Below are 21,094 nucleotides of genomic sequence, written 5' to 3'. Positions count from 1 at the left end.
TGTGCGAATGGCAAAATCATAATTGTATCTAAGCGGCACTTCTCCCGATGCCGAAGTGTCACTTCGGGGGTGATGATTCAGCAGCAAATTCTGAGAGTTCAAGTCGAAGGTTTCATGTCGGGATCATAATCAGAAGTATGGCTATTATGCCATGGCTTATCCTTCGAAACCTCCGCTTTGATAGCCTCCAGTGCCGCCATGGGGCTGGTCTGTGCATTAAACATGCGAGAGTAAAAGCCCTGCCCTGTCCTGAGTATGCCGAGGGCGCCGGAACTCTCCAGCGTGTCCAGCACCTTGTTGTACCCTTCTCTGTTCTCGGCACGCAAAAGCGCTTCAGTAACCATTTCAAGAATTTTTCGTTTTAATGCAACGTCACGAAGACCTTCACAGCCACTCGTGTATGGCTCTTGCCCCAGGCCATCTGCCGAGACGCCGAGCCAGTTACTTCCCTGGCGCCATTCATTCCATGCGGAAGGCCGGTAATGTCGCTGGACGAGCTCCCGGGCGGCCTCGGCAACATGATCTTCCACGATGCTGTTGCGCACGGGCTCACGCTCGGGGCTTTGGTACAGGGGTTCACCGTCTGGCGATGCTTCATTCGCTCCAACCGTGAGAGCCTCATCTTCGTCTGGAGGCACAGACGAAGCCGCGGGCGCATGCCATGGGTTGTTTTGGGGGGTGAGATTGAGGGTGCACGCCCTGTTTTGGGCGAGGTTCAGCAAGTCGCGAAAGCAGGGAACGGGCTTCAGGTGGTGTTTTTTTGCGAAGGCGGATTGCTTTGTAAAAGCCGTTACCGTCTCTGTAGCGTCGGAATGGTCAATACCGGTTGCGGCCTGCAAAATCGCCTGTAATTCCTCTTTGGGGTATTCAGGGGTAGTAAGGGTCAGCATGCGGCGTGCCAGTGCGCTGCTTTGCGCCTGGCGCCCGGCCATGGTGACGGGGTTTTGCGTGCCGATGACCATAAAGCCCGGATTGTCGGGGCGCTCTCCGTTGGGACCTGTACCCATGAGCAGGCCATTAAGGAGCTTTTCCATCATGGGGGAGCTGTTGATTTCATCGATAATAACAACCGCACCGGCATGAAAGGCTTTCATCAGGGCGCGGGTTTTTTCTTCAAGCCCCATGCTGACGGGTATTTCATAGTAGAAATTACCGACAGGAAATGCGTCAGCTTTTACATCTGCGTGCTGATAGTCATGGGTGCGCAGAAAGTTTTTCACGAAATCACTCTTGCCCACACCGGGCTCGCCTTCGAAAAGGATGCCGCCGAGGCCGCCATATTTTTGCGCATCGTTCAGACCGTCTTTTGTGAGGCGGGTATGGCGAAGCGCCAGCAGACTCGCCATGCGTTCAGCCAAAGGCTGGCGGGATGGCGTCAGGATGAAGTTCCCGGCGAGCACGGCATACCCCCCAATGGCGGGTTCTTTGGGGAATCGCTGCTCAAAAGCCTGTTTGTGCTCAGGCGGCAGGGCATGGCCTGCAATGGTGTACGCGAGCTCACGCGCCCGTTCAATCGATGGTGATTGACGGGCATGCGTCAGAAGCAGCGCCATCATTTGCAGCTCGCGCGGGGTGATAAGCACTTCATCGGTTGAGCGCTCGCAGACATACTGATAAACATCGAGTATGGGCTGACAGAGGGTCAAGATTTCTGCTTCAGGCATGTCTCCTGGAAAAACAGGTTTTAAAATGTCTTCATAAATGCAGGCGAGCGGCAGGGGGTCAAAAACGAGCGCCTTGCCGTGACGCGCAAAAAGGGAAGCGAGGCTTCGGTCATCGCCATAGCTCACCGGATTGCCGGCAAAGACGACACGGTGCGTATCAGTAAGCGTCACCAGCTCCCCATTCACAAGCAGCGTGGGCGGCTGATGAAACAGGCCTTCAAATTGACTCCACTGACGCAGCTCGAGGTTTGCTTCGTCAATAAAAAGGATTTTAAGCGCATCACTCTTGTCCGTTATCCAGTCCTGCAGCGCTTCTTCACCCAGATGTACCGAATGTTTTTTGGCGAGATGCTCGCGGACAAAGGTGGTTTTGCCAACGCCGGTGAGGCCGGTTAAGAACACAAAGGGTGACGAGGACAATACCCCTTCGACCGCATCAAGCCGCCCTGCATGAAACCTTCTGGCTTCCTCCAGGCTGTTTTCGGCGTTAAATGGCGCAAGCTCCACCTTGCCGGGCAGGGTTTCCATGCCTTCCCATGCTTTTTGAGGGTTTTGGCCGGGATGAGCGCGGATAAAGTCGCGCCTGGCCTTAAGTTGTGCGAATGAAAGGGTTTCCAGAGCCCCTGCTCCGCCGATGGCGCTCAGCTCTTCGTCCTGCAGTTCGAGGAGTGCCTGTTTTTCGGCAGCGGTTACTTCGTGTGCTGATTGCTCGGTAAACGCGAAGGTTTCTGGATGACTGGCAACCAGCATGAGCCGCCCTGTGGTACTCTGACCGCGGCGCGCATAGATGACATCGGCAAGCTCATCGGCCAGTTCCGGCGAAAATACACCTGTTAGCAGCACTGACTGACCTTCATCAAACACCTTTTTTAAGGCACTGGCTTTTTCTGAAAAGACAAAATGCCCGGAATCGTTGTCAAACCTGCCCTTCAGCGAAGCCAGCAAATCGCCTGGATTGCATTCGGAAATATCCAGCACCCGCCATTGTCCGGGCTCTTTTTGGGCGACATCGGCAATGGTGGCATCGGGGTCGGTGCTTATGACAACGGCTGTGGCGCGTTTGGCATCAGGCTGCCATGGCCTGAATGCCGCGTCGTCTGTCTGACTACTGGACGATGACGATGAGGATGAGGAAGCCGCCACCGCTGAGGGCAAGAAAGCCGGCATCATGGATGCAGACGGAAAATGCAGATGCAGTCGGACCTGGTGTTTTTGGGCGGCAGACAGGCATTCAGCCCATGCGTCCTCTGTTAAAGCGCGGGTGACATTCAGATGCAGCACCTTGTCCGCGTGTTCTTCGAGCAATCCCGGCAGGGTGTAGAGACTCTCATCACGGCATTCATAGCGGCGAAACAGTTCCGGCAGTTTTTGCGGATTGCAGACGACACCATCCTTTGCAAAAACCGTATCGAAACTTACACCCCGAAGAAGCGCCTGCCAGTCATAGCCCTGCTGGAGTGCGATGAGGGTTGTTTCCGGGAAGGGCAACGCCCCTCGGGCATGGTTGATGTGCCCCTGCACACGTGCCTGCTGCCAGAAGTGCTGGAAATCCGGGTCATCCAGTGGTGCGTTTTCCAGGGTAATGGGCTTGCCCGATGACAAGGCCTGAGTCAGGGAGCCTTCTTCAAAGCACAGGTCATTGCCCTGCAGCGTCCAGCGGCCAAGCAGACGCTCTTTCCAGTCGACAGCCTGATAGAGGTTGATGAGGACGGCATCGGCGCTGGCATCCGCTTCTTCAGCGAAAGGCGTGACTATGGCCGCTGCAAGATGTCCTGCATCCACAGGGCAGGTTTCCACATTCCCGCCAAAGCGCGAATAAAAATCCGAACCCGTGTAGCGGTCTGGTTTTTGGGTGTTGACAAGGCCGATAATTTTGGCAGCTTTCGGAACCGCAACGCCATCCGCAAAGCGCTCATTATCAAGGAGCGCATTAAAGCGCACGATGTCATCGGCCGCAAAATTACTGTAGTTAACCATCAGGATTGGTGGATTATCCGTTTCGTATGACTTTTGCAGAAAGTCATACAACGCACCTCCCGGGCCCCTGCAGGACTCGCCCGCCAAACTGTCAGAATCCTTGAAGCGCACAAAAGGCGCCTGGCACATCAAATCGTCTGGCGAGTGGATGTAAAAAACCGGGCGGCTGATGTGCCTGCAATGGGCCTGTAGCTGATGTTGTAGGCCTGTAAGCGCCTCGCCCGAGGGCAGTTCAATCAGGCATTTTTCAGGAGCGTCAAAGCGCACTTTCTGCTGGCAGTATTCCCTGAGCCCGCTTTCCTGCGGGGCGTTTGTTTCCCAGGTGGCCAGCATGGCTTCATAGACAGAAGATTGAGGCACGGGCGGTTTATCAGAGACTTCGTGCCCGTTGGCATCAAGATGCGCCTCAATGACAGTTTCCTGGGCTTCTGGTGATGTGGCAGGCTCAGCCTCGGGAGGCCGTGGCTCCTCTATGCGCAAATTCGCGGGATAACCGCCCAAATCCATTTTCAGCCAGCAGCCTTCAATGCACACTTCCGCAAAAGCGTGGACGTCATTCGTGATAATGCGAACAGGGATGCCTGGGTCGTATTCCGTCATGGCGGCCTTAAAGGCGACCGCCCGGTGACGGCAGGCGCCTTTTTTCTGGCGGCGGATGGCATCCAGATAATCCTTGCCACTCCAGTTATCGCCGGTGTTTTCGAGCTCGCCAGAGCCATAAGTCTTAATTTCTTCAAAGAGGGCTGCAATGGCTGGTGGCAAGACCGGCAAATGACGTGGTTCTGCCGGTTGCAGCACAAAGTGTATGCGTATGGTTTGTGTCTGAGTGCCGCTTTTGATGTAGTAGCGGTTATCTTCCTCAGAGTAGGCAATATGGATATCTGCATCAACAGGTTCTGTATGGACCTCTATAAGTTTTTCATTCGGGAACAATGACGCGAGCGGCTGCCAGGAGGCATCAAGCGTTAACTCCTGTATGCCAAGAAAGGCGGGCATGAGGCCAAAGGTTGAACGACGGGCGGGCGGTTTTTGCAGGCGACGGAAGTCGGTTGGTTGAAAGTCTTCCTGAACGCTGTTGTTAATCAGGGAAAAAGCCTGTTCAATCAGGCAGGTCTTCCCGCCCAGGCGCAGTTCATCAAAAACATTCAGGCGATAGCTGCTGACACCTGGCTCGACGACCCCGGGAATGAGCGGATAAAAAATCTTTTGTGCGCTCCGCGTGGTGTTTTTTGCCGATGTGTCGGCATTAATGGTCTGCTCTTTTTGAGCCGGCAGGCGACTGTCTGGCAGTGTGTCAGGCTCACTTTCAGGCACGCTTCCTTGAAGTATTTCATTGGCCTCACTGCCATGCAGCGCTTGAAATCGTTCTATAAGTCGTTGGGTGAATGCCCTGACGCGCGGGTCGGAGTGCTGCTGCCCCATCTGCCAGGCGGGCAGACCGCCGGTCGTTCGCATCAGGAGGCCATTAAGCGCCTCCCCGCTGAATGCGTGTGCATCAGGCAGGCCTTGCAGCATGTCATGCCGGTTTGCACAGGCGCACAGGGAGAGCAGGCCGCCTTCTGCAAGAAAGCGCTCGGGGTTATCAATAACCGGCGATACCTCCGGGTGACTCAAAATGCTGATGAGGCGACCGTTGCTTTTATGAATCTCTGCCACAAGCTTTTCAAGCCCGGTAATGTTTTGGCCGCCATCGATATAATTAGGGTCATAGAAAAACCAGGTGTTCTCATCGGTTTTACGAATGGCAATCGCATGCCAGGGGGTCGTGAGTATCCTGTGCTCATTCATTCTCATCGTTGACAAAACAGCACTCAATGCGTCACCGGCAAAAAATTGAGGGTCATTTAGAATCAGCTGATGATTTTCAACCGCGCTCAGCAGGCGGTTAAAGCACTCACGCAAAGTGTCGGTCAGGGTTTCCTGCTGGCCGTTCCATGCCTGAATGGCATTCAGAAAAGCCCCCCATTCCGCTGTCTGCATGGATGCGAATAGATGAGCAAGGCCATTGCAGATGCCTTTTTTCATGCGGGGAATGAGGTGCAGTTTTGATTGGCTCAGGGTCAAAAACTGCGAGAGTTTTTCAATCACCATCCCCTGATTTTTCGAGGTATTTATGCCGCGGTAGCGGAAGGGTTCGCTCTTTGTCAGCACAAAAGACGCAAGATGTGCCTCTGGGTTGTGCACGGGGTTTTCTGTGGGTGTAATATGTGCATCAGACCGGGAGGGTGTTATCGGCTCTCGGGATGAGGATGATGGCAGGTTCTGCGGAGAATGCTGTGAATGCACACTAAAAAAGTCTGATGCCTCTGAATGTGAAACCGCCGTGTTCTGCAAAAGCACCTGAAGCTCAAGGGGCAGCCTCTCTTTGGCAAACTGAGGGCAGTTATTAAGCGTAAGTCTTTTAAGACTCGGCGCCTGTTTAAGGATATTTATAAGGCTCTGGCTGGTGATGCTGCTGCCTGAAACATAAAGCTCTTCAAGCACATGAAGGCGGCCGCAGGTAATCGTGTCGGAAATGTTTTTGCAGAAATTGAGGTTAAGCGTTTTTAGTCGCGGGGTATCGCGCAACAAGGCAGAGAGGCTCTGGCTGTTGATGGCGCTGGCTGCAACGTCAAGCGCTTCAAGCGCATGACGGCTCTTGCAGATAACCGCACCGGAAATGTTTCCGCAATTATATAATTTTAGCGTTTTTAGTCGCGGGGCATTACGCAACAGGGCAGAGAGGCTCTCGCTGGTGATGGTGCTGCCTCCAACAATAAGCTCTTCAAGCGCAGGAAGGCCCTTGCAGGTAATCTCGTCGGAAATGTTTTCGCAGAAAAAAAGCTTAAGCGTTTTTAGTCGCGAGGCATCACGCAACAGAGCGGAGAGGCTCTGGCTGTTGATGCTGCTGTTTGTAGCGTCAAGCGTTTCAAGTGCATGAAGGCTGTTGCAGGCAATCTCCCCGGAAATGTTTCTGCAGCCTGAAAGATTAAGCGTTTTTAATCGCAGGGCATCGCGCAATAATGCAGAGAGGCTCTCGCTGGTGATGGTGCTGTCTGAAGCGTCAAGCATTTCAAGCGCATAAAGGCTGTTGCAGGTAATCTTCTCAAGAAGGCGTCTGCAATTACGCAGGTTAAGTATTTTTAGCCGCGGGGCATCATGTATCAAGGCAGAGAGGCTCTCGCTGGTGATGGTGCTGTCTGAAGCGTCAAGCGCCTCAAGCGCATGACGGCTAATAGAGCTAATCTTGCCGGAAATGTATGAGCAATGACGAAGGGTAAGCGTTTTTAGCCGTGGAGCAACATACAACAAGGCAGAGAGACTCTGGTTGTTGATGCTGCTGTATGAAACATCAAGCGCTTCAAGCGCATAAAGGCTGTCGCAGGCTATCTCCTCGGAAATGAAGCGGCAGCCTAACAGGTCAAGCGTTTTTAGTCGCGGAGCCTGATGCAATAAGGCAGAGAGGCTCTGGCTGTTGATGCCGCTTCTTGAAACATCAAGCTCCTCAAGCGCATGAAGGCCGTTGCAGGTAATCGCACCTGAAATGTATTTGCAGTCATGAAGGAAAAGTGTTTTTAGTCGCGGGGCATCATGCAATAAGGCTGAGAGGTTCTGGCTGGTGATGCTGCTGCGGGACAGTCTAAGCTCCTTAAGCGCAGGCAAGGAAAGTGTCGGATTCAGCCCTTCCTCGATTGTCAGCATTTCAAGCTCAAGCGAGGAAAGTTTTTCTGCACCCTCAAGCAAAACGGCTAATTCCTTAGCGTTTATTAAACCGGCAAGGCTCAGGGTTTCAATGCTGTTCAAGCGGATGCTGGAGTCAGTGTTTCTTATAGAATATATGGTTAAATTAAGCGTTTTCAATTGCTTTGCTGAGCCCCCCAATCTGGCAAAGTTTACCTTGGGGCCGATGGAGAGTGACTCCATCTTCGCAAACACCTCATAATCCAGTGCACCCCAGTCAAGCGATTTACAGCTCTCGAGCCCAAGATGTTTGAGGTTTGGTGAGTTTCGCAACAACGTTTCAAGGGTTTCGTTATCAATGTCCGAATTGCTGAGATTCAGTGTTTCGCATTGAGACGGGAGTCGCATCGAACGCAGGCAAGCTGTATTTTTTGCCCGTTCAAGCCCAAGGTATTTGAGTGAAGTAAATGTTTCCTGCAAGTGGGGAAAGCCCTCAGAGAGGCTCAGCTCCTCTTCATCACAATGATGAAAAGTCAAGGATTTGATGTTTGCAAAATCTTTGCCCTCAAGGTCTACGTTACGCCGGGTCAACTTCCCGTTACGAACCAGCATATCAAGGTCGCCCGGCGAGAGATTAACCTCGCGAAAATGCCAGGTCATATTGGAAATATGCAGTTTTTCCCCAAGCTCTTTCGCCATGGTGATGTCATCGGGGAATGTTCGGCAGTTAATGGAATCAAAGGATGGCTTCGCCTTAATTAATAAGGGCAATAACGTTTTGCGCTCTTGCGCATTGAGATTGTGCCACCAGTCTCCAGTTTCAAGCACTTTCCCCCTGGGGTCAGAGCCATCAATGAGGACATTCAACTGGTGATAGTCAATAATGTGCAGCATGCTCCGCGAGATTTTTTTCTTGCCAGCGGCCAGAACCAGCTCATCCTCAGGGCACGGTTCATGGTTTTTTTTTAGTAAACTGACAAGCGCTTTTCCGCTCTCAGCCTTAACCAGCTCACCTGCGTCAAAAACATACAGCGGATACCCCGCCTGCAAAAGTTCATCGGCCAGCCGCCTGGCCTGAATGCTTCTGTTGATATCCCAGCCACGCGCTGACCAGTCATGAAAGAGAATGCTTTGCTTTTTTTCTGTCTGCTCTGGGTGGGGGTTTACAAAACAGGGTTTATTGGCAAGGAGCCTACCGACATTCAGGGTGCCTCGCGGACTCTCTGACCAGCTTGTCTGACTGTTTTTTTGGCTGCGTAAAAACCTCGAGGTTCGTTTTGTAAAGGGGTGAACCGTCAAAAAATCTGATGTCACGGGACTGGATAATCCATGAGTATATTTAACGCCGTGTGCAACTTTTAATGGATAAGAGAGTGGATGCTTGAAAGGCACAGCATAATTTTGTAAGTTCTTGATTTTCCGACGATCCAGGACTACAAGGAGTATGCTGTGCCGGTTGAGGATTTTATCATTAGTACTTTTTGTTTGATAGATTCCCTTTACAAAAAGGCCGTTATCACAAAGTTGAGAACCCGAGGCTTTGCACCCAGGCTCTCCGATCCCGAGGTGATCACGATAGAGCTGGTTGGCGAGTTTCTCGGGCTTGATACCGATAAGGCAATTTGGTCATATTTCAAGCGACACTGGCAGAATTGGTTTCCCGGGCTTGGAGACAGGACGAGCTTCGCCAGGCAATCAGCCAAGTTGTGGGCCGTTAAGCAAAGCATTCAAAAATTGCTGGCCGGGAAACTGGGTACCTTCAATGACTCACTCCATATGTCTGACGGATTTCCTTTGCCAATTTGTCACTTCAGGCGCGCTAACTTTTCCCGGTTGTTCTCAGAGGCCGCCGCTTATGGCTACTGCGCCTCAAAAAATGAGCGCTATTATGGGTTCAAGGGCAATCTGTTGATTGACTCACAAGGCGTCATTACCGCCATAACCGTCACACAGGCAAACATTGATGAACGAGAGTCCGTCTGGGATAATCTCGACAACGTACAGGGCATGATTATTGCTGATAAGGGATTGATAGGCCAAGATTTTCAGGAACAAATCCGACAACATACGAATGTTACCCTGCAAACGCCTCTGCGCTCCAATATGACAGACCCACGCGGCTCAGATTTTAGCAAGTGGCTCGTATCTACCCGCAGATTGGTTGAAACGGTGATTGGGCAACTGACAGAGCGCTTTCATATTCAAAAAGTCAGGGCTCGCGACCTCTGGCACCTGACCAGCAGAATCGGACGAAAAACCTTGGCGCATACAATTGGATGCTTTCTTAATCACAAGCGAGGGGCAAAATTAACCCAGTTTGATGGACTTGTCGCCCCGTTGTAAGTTGCACACGGCGTTATTTAGTAAAAATATTATATTGATTTCCCGTGAATTTATCTGGTAACTGCGAGTTGAGCTTTGTGCCCATATGGTCTACAGACAAACTGCGGGGCGGGCATCCTGTTTGGTGGCCAATCATCCTCATTAGCTGCCAATGCTCATCAAAATGCTCGCGCTCAATGCTTGTGATGTATGAATCTTGTGGCGTATAAAATCGAATGGGCATTTTTCTTCTTTAAGGTACGTGTTTGCAATAAGGATAATTATAGAACAAACCGATCTAAAGAAAAACTTTCAAACAGCGTACAAGCCCCTGCCTTGCTGCCAGCTCGAGCCGACATTCCGGGATATCACAAAAATGCACCTCTGCCAGTAGCTGAACGTGCTGCCGGAAAAGCGCGTTCTGGCGCTTTTCGTATCTGGCTCTCGGCAGCAGATGATGGGGACAGTTCTCAGCAGTACTATTTTTATGGCGGCGAGAGCATTTTTTCTCCATCTCCTGACTGCAGGCGCAGGTAGAGAACCATGGAGGCAACCGTAACGGCTCCAATTATCAAAAAAGTATGGCGAAAAATGGCCGGGTCAAGCGCCTGCAGGTTTGTCTCCACTGGCGCAAAAAAACGAATACAGAGTGCGGCAAACCCAACCCCAAAGCTTTGAGCAAGCTGTTGCAGGGTACTCAGGATACTGGTGGCGGAGCTTACGATTTCTGAGGGAATTTCCGAATACGGCAGGGAGTTAATGGCCGTGTACTGAAGCGACACGAAAAACCCGTACACCATCGTCAGTGCGGCGATAAGGTAGAGCGGCGAGTCGGGCATTACCCGCCCCATGAGAATTATCATGCAGCCGGCACAAAACGTATTCATCAGCAGCAGGCGCCGATACCCAAGGGCGCGCAGCAGCCAGAGGGACGCGGGCTTGGCACACACCACCCCAAGGGCGGTGGGAGCGAGCAAAAGCCCCGCCATCTGTGGCGAAAATCCAAACCCAATCTGCAGCAGCAGTGGCAGCAGAAAGGGCACACCGCCAAATCCAAGACGCGAAAAAAGGCTTGCGAAGACGGAAACACGAAACGTGCGGTAATGAAAAAGACGAAGATTCACTATGGCATTTTCGCGGTTTCGCGAATGTACGATGTAAAGTGCCATGCACAATACGGTAACCACTGACACCAGCAGCACAAACCGCCATGGCACACTGGATTCGCTGAGAAGCGACAGACCAAACGTCATGCCGCCAAGCCCGATACCAAAAAGGAGAAATCCCGGAATATCAAGCGGCAACACTGGCTGCGGCGCTATACGAGGCAGACCACGACAGGCAAGCCAGACGGCAAACAAACCCACAGGAATGTTTACCCAGAAAATCCAGCGCCAGTCAAAATAATGGGTGATAAGTCCCCCGAGTACCGGCCCAAGCATCAGCCCGACAGCACCCACCATGATGACATGGCTCATGACGGCGAGAAGCCGTGTCGCCCCAAAGACCCGCACCACGAGCAATCGCCCGACCGGCAGGCTCAGAGCACCGCCAATGCCCTGAAAAAAGCGGGCGATGACAAGCTCTGTCATGTTATGTGCAAACCCGCACCAGAGAGACGTGAGTGTGAAAATGGAGAGTGCCAGCGTCATCACGGGTTTTGCCCCGTATTTATCAGCAATCCAGCCGCTGATGGGGATGAAAATCGCAAGACTCAGCAGGTAGCTGATGAGTGCGACCTTCAGATTAACCGGGTCGACGCTAAGGCTCTGCGCCATCGCGGGGATGGCGGTATTAAGAACAGTGCTGTCAAGTGCTTCCATGAAAAACGCCATGGACACGACCCATGGCACAATGCGTTCGGGATTCATGCATTTACTGCCGTAGCGTTAATACCATGTATCAGCATAGCCCTCAACAGCATCATACGCCAGAAAAACGTAACCATTCACCACGTTCACCGAAAAGCCATATTTGGCGCATCTTGTGCGAACGCATTACCTGCACTCAAATCTGACTTTTCCCCTAAAGCATTCAAAATGTGGTGAATAGATACAGAAAAACACACGTTATTCTGCGGACATGGCGGCGTTTTTAGCGCGGTGTGTGTTTTTCCACTCCGTATCAATGGTACCGCGCTCAAGCGGGTTTAAATCCTCTTTGAGCGCCACACGTTCATCAAACACAAAGCAGGTACCTTCCCAGAGTGAATCCTTTGCATCCGTGGCGGCAATGTAATTGAGAATACCGCCATCGAGCTGGTACACTTCTTTAAATCCCCGCTGCATCAAGAGTGCCGTTGACTTTTCACAACGCACGCCACCGGTGCAGAACATGGCCACTTTTTTATCTCGATGCGCCATCAGGTGCTCATCCACGTAGGCCGGGAAATCACGGAAATTCTCGGTGTGCGGATTGACAGCACCTTTAAAGGTACCGAGCATCACCTCATAATCATTACGCGTATCAATGACGACTACAGACGGATCGCTGATAAGCGCATTCCACTCGGCCGGACTGACATGCACGCCCGTCTCACGGGCCGGATCAACCCCCGGAACGCCCATGGTCACAATTTCGCGCCGCAGCTTGACCTTCGCTTTGGCAAACGGGTTTTCATCGTCATAACTGGTTTTAGTCAGAAGGTTTGACAATCCCGGGAGTGCGCGCAGATGGCGCATCAGAACATCCATACCCTCGGCACTGCCGCAGACCGTACCGTTGATTCCCTCAAGCGCCAGGATGATAGTACCGCGAATGTTATGTGCCTGCATGATATCAAGCAGGGTCACTTTCATCGCATCAAGGTTGTCAAAAGGCGTGAATTTATAGAAGGTTTCAATCACAAAAGCTTTCATGGTGCCACCAATACACAAAGAGAGCCGAATTTTACGCAATTGTGGCGGTATCTGGCAAGTGCAGGTCGCTCAGGTATCCCGCGCCGGGAGATGGTGGTGCTCAAAGGGTACCAGTTGCGGTTGAATAGCCTGCATGAACGCCGTACCGATTGCGCACGCATCCGCCATGTCAACTTTGAAGGGCAGCAACGACTCCTCAAACGCAGAGATGAGAGCATCACGCTCTGCAAGCGTAAGCGGTTTGCCGGCATCCACAAGAAGGTCAATATCTGAAAAAGGCCGGTGTGTCCCCTTCGTGCGCGAGCCAAAAAAAAAACAATTTTGCGGTTTTTGGCAAATGTTGCGCACAAATCTTTGCAATCATTTCAAGATGTTCAGGCTCTAGATGAACGGTTTTGTTCACGGAAAGTCAGCAGGCAGCATGCGCGTTCTGTTATTATATATGCTTCATACGACTTTGCACGATTTCGAGAATGGCCGTCATGTCACTTTCTGTCAATATCATTGGAGCCGGCAGGCTTGGGCAAACCCTCGGGCGTCTGCTGACACTGCATCAGGCCGCGACCATTAACGGGCTTTGCAATGCGCACCTTGAAAGCGCGCGTGCCGCCGCTGACCGCATCGGTGCCGGCAAGGCGTTTGCAGAGATTCACGCCCTGCCCCCCGCTGACATCAGTTTCATCACCACTCCCGACAGCGCCATCAGTGACGCCGCATCGATGCTTGCAGAAAGTCCAAATCTAAAGCCTAAAAGCATCGTTTTGCACTGCAGCGGCGTTGAAAACTCCGACCTGCTCGCAGCCCTTAAGGCGCGAGACTGTTTCGTGGCAAGCGTGCATCCCATGCGCAGTTTTGCCAACCCCGAACAGAGTGCCCTGCAGTTTGCCGGCACATTCGCAGCCATCGAGGGGGATGCACCGGCACTCGAATGCCTGGAGCCACTCTTTAGCGCCATCGGCGCTCGTTCCTGCCGCATCGCGCGCGAGGGCAAGGCTTTTTATCATGCAGCCGGCGTATTTGCCTCAAATTATGTCGTGACACTCGCCGAGCACGCTAAAGCCTGCCTCAACGCAGCCGGAATTGATGATACACTGGCGATGGCGATGCTTACCAATATCCTCGGCAGTACGGTTGCAAACCTTGAAGCCTCCAGCTCGCCCGAATGTGCGCTTACAGGCCCCATTAACCGCGGCGATATTGCCACACTCGAGAAACACCTGAAAACGCTTGGCGATTCCAAAGACGCGCGCCTTTATGCCGAACTTGGACTCGCCACCCTCCGCTTAACCCATCACGCGCCCGAAACACTCGCGCAGATGGAGAAAGTGTTTCGCACCACTCTGGAATCGATTCACGGTTGATAACCAGCAGCATGTTCTCCCAGCAGCACCGCAAAAATGGTATATAATTATACAGAAAGGTTTTTTCAGGGAGATGTATCATGACCAATCACCGCATAAACGCCCTCGCACTGGGCCTTGCCTGTGGCGTATTGTGGGGCGTATCCGTCCTTCTAATGGGGCTGATGGCAACACATGGCGTGTACGGCAAGGAGTTTGTGGACTCTATCGGAACGCTCTATATCGGCTATACCTCCTCCATTGGCGGCAGCCTGCTGGGCGGGCTTATCGGGTTTATCGATGCCTTTCTGGGCGGACTGATTCTTGGCTGGCTCTATAACAAATTTGATGCCTGCTGCTGCAAAAAATCAGGCACCTGCTGCCCGGTCAAAGCGGAAGACAAACCCGAGGCTTAGGACGTGTCCTCAACCATGACAGGGCTACAAACGCGGTGTTTTCAGGCCACCTGGCCGGCGACCCATCCCGACGACCAGGCCCACTGAAAATTATAGCCGCCAAGCCAGCCGGTGACATCTACGGCTTCGCCGATGAAGTAGAGTCCCGCTTCAGTGCGAACTTCCATGGTTTTTGAGGAGAGGGCATCCACATTCACGCCACCGAGCGTCACCTCGGCGGTGCGATAGCCTTCTGTGCCATTCGGGCGCAGCCTGAAATCGTGCAGGGTCTCTGCAAGGGCTGCAATGTCACGGTTTGAGAAATCGGCAAGACGCCGCTCCCGCTCTTCTGGCAACCACAGCACATCGACAAGACGCCTTGGCAAATACTGCGACAGCCAGGTAGCCAGTTGTTTTTGCGGTGTCTCCGAACGCGCATTACGAAGCAGCAGCTCAACATCCGTATCCGGCAGCAGATTCATCCGCACCCATTCTCCAGGCTGCCAGAATGAGGACATCTGAAGCATCGATGGCCCACTCAATCCACGGTGCGTAAAAAGCAGGCTTTCGCGGAACTCCGCACGCGCATTCGAAGCCTCAACATCCACACTCACGCCCGAAAGCCCGGCAAAGCGGGTTTTGTCAGGCACATCGAGCGTAAAGGGCACAAGGCCCGGGGAGGGCTTCCAGGTGGCAAGACCAAACTGCTCAGCAACCTGCCACGCAAACGCTGTCGCGCCCATGGTGGGAATTGACAGCCCGCCGGTCGCTATCACAAGTGACTGACAACGAAACATACGATTCCCGGCGCATACGGTAAAATGTCCGTCATCTTCGCGCGCAATTCGAGTGATAGCGGTTTGCAGCTGAATCTCTACACGAGCCTCATCGCACTCGGCAAGCAGCATATTGACGATATCCGATGCTTTATTGTCACAAAAAAGCTGGCCAAGCGTTTTTTCGTGAAATGCGATTCGGTGTTTTTTCACGAGCGCCAGAAAATCCCACTGCGTATAACGCGAAAGCGCTGATTTACAAAAATGCGGATTATGCGAGAGATACCGCTCTGGACTCACCTGATAATTGGTAAAATTGCAACGCCCGCCACCCGACATCAGGATTTTTTTACCGACCTTATTGGCGTGATCGAGCACGAGCACGCGCCGCCCGCGCTTACCCGCTTCAATGGCACACATCAACCCTGCCGCACCCGCGCCAATAATAAGTACATCGAGCGCCTGCATTATGCTTTGAGCGCCTTTCGAAGCTGCCGGCGAAAGGCGTGATAATCCACCTCCAGCGCGTGGCGCGGACTGTCATGAAAACGCGCCTTATGCGCCTTGATTTCCCCCTGAATTTTTTGCTCGAGACGCTTTGGACGAGAGCGTGTACCTGCCATGATGCGCGCAGCAATGCCTGCCTGATAATCGGCCAGCGGCCAGATACAGCCCTGAGGTTGAAAAAGACCGATAAAATAAAGCGTTTCGAACGTTGGATGCATCATTTTCAGGTAGAGCGGCAACTGTCTGGCGTTGCTGTAATCGATAAGCTCCGGGGCAAAAAACGGGAATGTCGTTTTATAACCGGTTGCAAAAATCACCACATCGAAATCTTCGTGTTCACCATCGGTAAAATGCACGGTGCTCCCCTCAAACCGCTCAATGCCCCGGCACGGAAACACCTTGCCGTGGCGAATCGCATAGAGCAGTTCAGAGTTGATAGTCGGGTGGCTTGCAAACAGACGTTCGCGAGGCTTTTGCAGACGATACTTGCCATAATGCCCCTGCAGTGCGCGCAGCACGCTACCGGCAACTATCTGTCGCAGGCGGTATGGCAGCCACTTGATGCGGGCAAGCACCGTATCAGACGGCTTGCCAAACAAAAATTTAGGAATAATGTGCTGCCCGCGGCGCATGCTGATACAGGATTTTCTGGCAACACGCGCGACTTCCACCGCAATATCGCAGGCAGAGTTTCCGCCGCCAACGACCAATACGCGTTTACCGCGAAACGGCTCTGCCTTTTTATAGGCATGCGCATGCAGCATCTCACCGGAAAACGTGCCGGGGTATTCCGGCATGGACGGGTCCCAGTGATGGCCGTTAGCCACCATTACATAATCATAGACGCCTGTGTGAAGCCCCTCTGCATCGCTATAAGTCACCTGCCAGCGTTTCTCATCAAGCGGTTCAACCTTTTCAACGCGGGTTTCAAAGCGTACAAAGCGCGCCATGCCAAAGCGTGCGGCGTACACTTCAAAATAATGCAGCACCTGTTCATGTGAGGGATATTCAGAGGTGCCAGGCGGCATCGGAAAATCCTCAAACCACGAAAGCCAGCGCGAACTGATAAGGTGCGTGGTTTCATAGACCGATGAGTGCGTTCCCTTCTCGTCATACACCCAGTTGCCGCCAATGCGGTTGTTTTTCTCAAACACATCAATGTTGTCAATGCCCTGCTCAAGCAGGTTTTTCACGCAGGCAATCCCGCAGGGACCCGCGCCAATCACGCAGACGCGGGGAGAAGAAGTCTTTGGTAAAGAAGTCATGTTAACGGCCGGCAGGTTTCAGGGATGAAGAGGGATAGTGAATCGCATGTAAAACAGCATCCAGCATCAGTTTCTGAATGGCTGCATTTTTTTCAATGGTAAAGTGGTTGACCGATAAACCGCTCAACGTATCCACATTCAGATTTTCGATACGGGTCACGCTGGCATTCTCAGCAATGACACGCTGACCACTGAACATCGGCACGAAAGAAGGCTTATAAATGTTCACTACTTTCTTCACGTTGGGAGGTACCCGAATGGGTGATACGGCATCGACTGTCATTAAGAGCTCAACGGGAATACCTGCGCGATTCAGCGTTTGCGCGACCTTAATCTGGTCGTTAGCCCCCAGAGAGTGGCCGACCAGCACGATAGGGCCACGCAGCGCAGGCGTGCCATACTGCTCGCGGATACGAACGCCTAAATCATACGCATGGTACCAGACTGTGCTCTCGGTATGCACGTTGTACTGATATTCAAGGGTTTTCTGCAGTTGATTCATGCCCGTGCTGAAAATACCGCCAAGACCGCCACGCATGACAAACACAGCGGCGGGACTTCTAAAGGTGTGATGGGGGTCTCTGGCAAGGCTTTTGGTGGCGGCAAGGTCAATGCAGGCCGTGAGCAACAGCGCCAGGACGGCGAGCAGCATGGATTTACCGTAAAAAGCAGCAGATTGGATGCGCATTCTGGACTTTCCTCTACAAACAATGTAGTAGATTCTACAACACAGACGCGCGCGGATAAACCATCCCGTAAACTTCTGCATGCCCGAGAAATCCGGGGCCCCCTTTGACCAGGAGCAAAATACGCCGTTGCCAAACCCTGATGTTCGTCATAACTCCCCCAGCCAGCGCCAGTATGGCAGGGATGCGAGCAAAATCGCCAGCTTGCCTGGTACCATCCAGAGGTTCATGCTGAGCAGCGGGCGCATATCAACGCGCTGATTGCGGCTTAAGAGGTGCTCAAAACACAGAAAATAGGTGGATTGCCAGGGAAAAATCCAGGCTTCTGTTGCTGTCAAAATCACAAAGGCGACCACCCAGAGGCCCATGCCGCTTTGATGAGCGATGGGCAGAAAGACCGTGAACAAAATGGCCGGTGCTGTCAGCGTACCGAGCACCAGCGTGCTGAGCCAGCTGATGCCAAACACGGTGGCAATGAACATACCGGGGCGGGCTTTTGCAAGCGGTACCAGCCCCTTGAGGTGCTCAAACAGCCAGTCTTCCATGCCAATATCCTGAATGTAACGCATGATGCCGATAATGGCTCCGAGGTAAAAGAGGAACGTCCAGTTAATCCTGCCAGTCAGTTCCTGACGCCCCATCGCGCCACTGCCGAGCAATACGGCAAACACGGCGATGCACACCCATATGCCGGATAAACGCCAGCAGGCCACCGCTCCAAGCCCCGCCATCAAGACAACAAGCGTACCAAGCACCACCCATTCATGGCGACTGACATCCCCCATCGTCTGCAATTCACGGACAAGCCGAAAACGGCTGATGTTAAGCGAGGGAAGCCCGCCAAAACGCCGCCACTGCATCCCCCAGAACAACAGCGCCATCAACACGCCCGGCACCAGAGCGGCCGCCAGCCAGCGCACCATTCCGAATTCAACATGGGTATGCAGGGTCATCATCGCATACAGAATGGTATTACTCGATTTTCCTGTCAAAAACACGGTGGAGAAGAGGATGCATCCCTGGAAAGCGCTGCACGCCATCGCATTAGCGGCTGGACTTCGTGGGGCAATACGCCCGCTCTCCAGCAGTGAGTCGAGCAGCGGCGCCATCAGGGCAACGCGCGAGCTCTGGACACTGACCAATGGTGTCGTTAAAAGCCCCGTCCCAAAAAGCAGCAGCTGCAACCCACGCTGGCCTAAGCGAACCCGACAAAGCAGTAACAGTGACACCCGGTGCAAAAGGCGCGACTTGACCATTACACAGCCAATGGCAAAAAGGCTTGAAGCCAGAAAAAAGCTGTCAGACATGAAGCCTGAAAGCATGGTGGTACTGGGGCCCGTGTTGAGTACCATGGTTGCACACAGCACAAATATCGCCGGCACGCTCTCCGGCACCAGCCGAAACACCCACATGCCAAGTGCCGCTGAAAAAATCACTACAAACCGGGAAGCGGCGTCATTAAGGGCTGAGAAGTGCACCAGTAACAGCATGCAGGTGGTAAACAACGATGTCAGGCACCAGCCTAAAACCCTGTAAACACTCGCCTGCGTCTGCACGCCCTCTAAAGGGGAGGAAGTTTGCGAGGTAACATTCATGCGACTCAGACTGTATAAAAAACAGGGTGGCGCATTATTCAGCAAAATGTGCTTTGCATCAAGTCCGTAAAACGCGGAATTTCACAAAAAAAAACCGGTGAGGCCGTCACGGACAAGGCAGCATAAAAACCATCAGTTGTGATATACTGCGTCAAATTTATCCGGCTGACGCCATTTTCGGCTGCGCGACCGCAGCCTTTCACCCTACAGGATTTTGCTTGCCATGATTGAAAAGATTCGTAATGTTGCCATCATCGCCCACGTTGACCACGGAAAAACCACGCTGGTTGACCAGTTGCTTCGCCAGACGGGCACGCTCAGTGACCGTGGTCCCAAAACCGAACGGGTGATGGATTCCAATGCGCTGGAGCGCGAGCGTGGCATTACCATTCTTGCCAAAAATACCCGTGTAGACTGGGAAGGATATAAAATCAACATCGTTGATACCCCGGGACACGCCGACTTCGGCGGTGAGGTGGAGCGTATTCTCTCCATGGTAGACTGCGTGCTGCTGCTCGTTGATGCTGTTGATGGCCCCATGCCGCAGACGCGTTTTGTCACGCAGAAAGCCTTTGCCCGCGGACTGCACCCGATTGTGGTTATCAATAAAATTGACCGCCCGGGCGCGCGCCCCCACTGGGTGATGGACCAGGTGTTTGATCTCTTTGATAACCTCGGTGCCAGCGATGAACAGCTCGACTTCCCGGTGGTCTACGCCTCTGCTCTTAACGGTTATGCCATGCTTGACCTTGAAGAAACCTCTAGCGACATGCGCCCGCTGCTGCAGACCATCGTAGACAAGGTGAGCCCTCCGGAGGTCGATGCCGATGGCCCCTTCCAGATGCAAATCAGCTCACTCGATTATTCTTCTTACGTGGGCACCATCGGTATCGGACGCATTACCCGCGGCAAGGTGGAAGCAAAATCGCCTGTTAAAATCATCGATATAGAAGGCAATATCCGCGCAGGCAGGCTGCTGCAACTGCTTGAGTTTCGTGGCCTTGAGCGCAGCGAAACCACGCACGCAAGCGCCGGCGACATCATTGCCATCACAGGTATTGAACAGCTTAATATCTCCGACACACTCTGCGCTCCTGACTGTGTGGAAGCGCTGCCCCCGCTCACGGTGGACGAGCCCACCATCAGTATGACCTTTCAGGTTAACGACTCGCCTTTTGCCGGTCAGGAGGGGAAGTATGTTACGAGCCGCAAGATTCGCGAACGCCTTGAAACGGAACTCCTGCATAACGTGGCACTCAGGGTCGAAGACACGGAAGACCCTGACCGTTTCCGTGTTTCTGGCCGGGGCGAGCTGCATCTTTCCATTTTAATTGAAAACATGCGCCGCGAAGGCTATGAGCTTGCCATCAGTAAACCGGAAGTGATACTTCGCGAAGAAGACGGCGTGATGCTCGAACCGTGGGAAAACCTGACGGTTGACGTGGAAGAAAACCACCAGGGCAGCATTATGGAGAAACTGGGTGAGCGGCGCGGGGAGCTGCAGAACATGCAGCCGGACGGTAAGGGACGCGTGCGCCTTGACTATGTCATCCCGACGCGTGGCCTCATTGGTTTTCATACAGAATTCCTTTCATCGACCTCAGGCACCGGGTTGATGTATCATGTTTACGATCACTATGGTCCTGCCGTACGCGGGCGCATTGGCAAACGCAATAACGGCGTCCTGATTGCAAACTGCACGGGGGCCGCGCGCGCTTTTGCGCTTTTCAACCTGCAGGAGCGAGGCCGTCTCTTTATCGACCCGCAGACGCCCTGCTATGAAGGCATGATTGTGGGAATTCATGCGCGCGATAACGACCTGGTCGTGAACGTCACCAAGGAAAAGCAGCTGACCAACATCCGTGCCGCCGGCACCGATGAAAACATCCTGCTGACCCCGCCCATCCGCCTGACACTGGAACAGGCGCTGGAATTTATTGACGATGATGAACTGGTGGAAGTAACGCCTCAGAGCATCCGGCTGCGCAAGAAGGCCTTGCGCGAAAACGAACGCAAGCGCGCTCAGCGCGCCAGTCAGGAGGACTGAAC

12 protein-coding genes are annotated in these 21,094 nt (G+C 53.1%); 4 read left to right on the top strand and 8 right to left on the bottom strand.

Annotated features, from left to right (window positions below; genetic code table 11):
• Positions 1 to 98 precede the first annotated feature (98 nt).
• On the bottom strand, positions 99 to 8,615 hold the full coding sequence (locus E4T54_RS06865; RefSeq protein WP_115152863.1) for an AAA family ATPase: 8,517 nt from the start codon (positions 8,613 to 8,615) through the stop codon (positions 99 to 101).
• A 135-nt stretch (positions 8,616 to 8,750) separates the two neighbouring features.
• Between E4T54_RS06865 and E4T54_RS06860 the strand changes: the two genes are divergently transcribed.
• Positions 8,751 to 9,644, top strand: coding sequence for an IS982 family transposase (locus E4T54_RS06860; RefSeq protein ID WP_058387092.1), 894 nt, complete (start codon positions 8,751 to 8,753; stop codon positions 9,642 to 9,644).
• A 464-nt stretch (positions 9,645 to 10,108) separates the two neighbouring features.
• Here E4T54_RS06860 and E4T54_RS06855 read toward each other — a convergent pair whose 3' ends face one another.
• From E4T54_RS06855 to E4T54_RS06845, 3 genes are all read right to left on the bottom strand, one after another.
• Positions 10,109 to 11,494: an MFS transporter gene (locus tag E4T54_RS06855; RefSeq protein WP_028385681.1), complete on the bottom strand. Its 1,386-nt coding sequence runs from the start codon at positions 11,492 to 11,494 to the stop codon at positions 10,109 to 10,111.
• Between the two features lie 198 nt (positions 11,495 to 11,692).
• Positions 11,693 to 12,481, bottom strand: a complete 789-nt coding sequence (gene trhO / locus E4T54_RS06850) for an oxygen-dependent tRNA uridine(34) hydroxylase TrhO (protein ID WP_051550790.1) — start codon at positions 12,479 to 12,481, stop codon at positions 11,693 to 11,695.
• 69 nt (positions 12,482 to 12,550) lie between these two features.
• On the bottom strand, positions 12,551 to 12,829 hold the full coding sequence (locus E4T54_RS06845) for a nucleotidyltransferase family protein (RefSeq protein ID WP_051550789.1): 279 nt from the start codon (positions 12,827 to 12,829) through the stop codon (positions 12,551 to 12,553).
• 134 nt (positions 12,830 to 12,963) lie between these two features.
• Here E4T54_RS06845 and E4T54_RS06840 point away from each other — a divergent pair, with 134 nt between their 5' ends.
• Entirely contained in the window at positions 12,964 to 13,842 is an 879-nt protein-coding gene (locus tag E4T54_RS06840; protein ID WP_028385680.1) for a Rossmann-like and DUF2520 domain-containing protein, read from the top strand.
• Positions 13,843 to 13,922: 80 nt separating this feature from the next.
• The gene (locus E4T54_RS06835) at positions 13,923 to 14,237 is read left to right on the top strand and encodes a bacteriophage holin (protein WP_028385679.1); all 315 of its coding nucleotides are present in this window, start codon (positions 13,923 to 13,925) and stop codon (positions 14,235 to 14,237) included.
• 41 nt (positions 14,238 to 14,278) lie between these two features.
• Here E4T54_RS06835 and E4T54_RS06830 read toward each other — a convergent pair whose 3' ends face one another.
• From E4T54_RS06830 to E4T54_RS06815, 4 genes are all read right to left on the bottom strand, one after another.
• Positions 14,279 to 15,460: a BaiN/RdsA family NAD(P)/FAD-dependent oxidoreductase gene (locus tag E4T54_RS06830; protein WP_028385678.1), complete on the bottom strand. Its 1,182-nt coding sequence runs from the start codon at positions 15,458 to 15,460 to the stop codon at positions 14,279 to 14,281.
• Complete coding sequence (locus E4T54_RS06825; RefSeq protein WP_028385677.1) at positions 15,460 to 16,764, bottom strand: flavin-containing monooxygenase; 1,305 nt, start codon at positions 16,762 to 16,764, stop codon at positions 15,460 to 15,462. Before E4T54_RS06825 ends, E4T54_RS06830 begins: the two co-directional genes overlap by 1 nt.
• A 1-nt stretch (position 16,765) precedes the next feature.
• Positions 16,766 to 17,452 (bottom strand): hypothetical protein, encoded by a 687-nt coding sequence (locus E4T54_RS06820; RefSeq protein ID WP_028385676.1) that lies wholly within the window; start codon positions 17,450 to 17,452, stop codon positions 16,766 to 16,768.
• A gap of 147 nt (positions 17,453 to 17,599) precedes the next feature.
• The gene (locus E4T54_RS06815; RefSeq protein ID WP_131793714.1) at positions 17,600 to 19,045 is read right to left on the bottom strand and encodes an SLC13 family permease; all 1,446 of its coding nucleotides are present in this window, start codon (positions 19,043 to 19,045) and stop codon (positions 17,600 to 17,602) included.
• Between the two features lie 223 nt (positions 19,046 to 19,268).
• Here E4T54_RS06815 and typA point away from each other — a divergent pair, with 223 nt between their 5' ends.
• Complete coding sequence (typA, locus tag E4T54_RS06810; protein WP_028385674.1) at positions 19,269 to 21,092, top strand: translational GTPase TypA; 1,824 nt, start codon at positions 19,269 to 19,271, stop codon at positions 21,090 to 21,092.
• Positions 21,093 to 21,094: the final 2 nt, after the last annotated feature.

It is taken from the genome of Legionella geestiana (assembly GCF_004571195.1).
GTDB classification, from domain to species: domain Bacteria; phylum Pseudomonadota; class Gammaproteobacteria; order Legionellales; family Legionellaceae; genus Legionella_B; species Legionella_B geestiana.
The sequence above is the reverse complement of the archived record's forward strand: the minus strand, read 5'-3'. Positions and strand labels throughout refer to the sequence as shown.

Coding starts and splice junctions, on each gene's coding strand:
- E4T54_RS06855 (WP_028385681.1), bottom strand. CDS start 11,494: ATGAATCCCGAACGCATTGTGCCATGGGTCGTGTCCATGGCGTTTTTC.
- trhO (WP_051550790.1), bottom strand. CDS start 12,481: ATGAAAGCTTTTGTGATTGAAACCTTCTATAAATTCACGCCTTTTGAC.
- E4T54_RS06840 (WP_028385680.1), top strand. CDS start 12,964: ATGTCACTTTCTGTCAATATCATTGGAGCCGGCAGGCTTGGGCAAACC.
- E4T54_RS06835 (WP_028385679.1), top strand. CDS start 13,923: ATGACCAATCACCGCATAAACGCCCTCGCACTGGGCCTTGCCTGTGGC.
- E4T54_RS06830 (WP_028385678.1), bottom strand. CDS start 15,460: ATGCAGGCGCTCGATGTACTTATTATTGGCGCGGGTGCGGCAGGGTTG.
- E4T54_RS06825 (WP_028385677.1), bottom strand. CDS start 16,764: ATGACTTCTTTACCAAAGACTTCTTCTCCCCGCGTCTGCGTGATTGGC.
- E4T54_RS06820 (WP_028385676.1), bottom strand. CDS start 17,452: ATGCGCATCCAATCTGCTGCTTTTTACGGTAAATCCATGCTGCTCGCC.
- E4T54_RS06815 (WP_131793714.1), bottom strand. CDS start 19,045: ATGAATGTTACCTCGCAAACTTCCTCCCCTTTAGAGGGCGTGCAGACG.
- typA (WP_028385674.1), top strand. CDS start 19,269: ATGATTGAAAAGATTCGTAATGTTGCCATCATCGCCCACGTTGACCAC.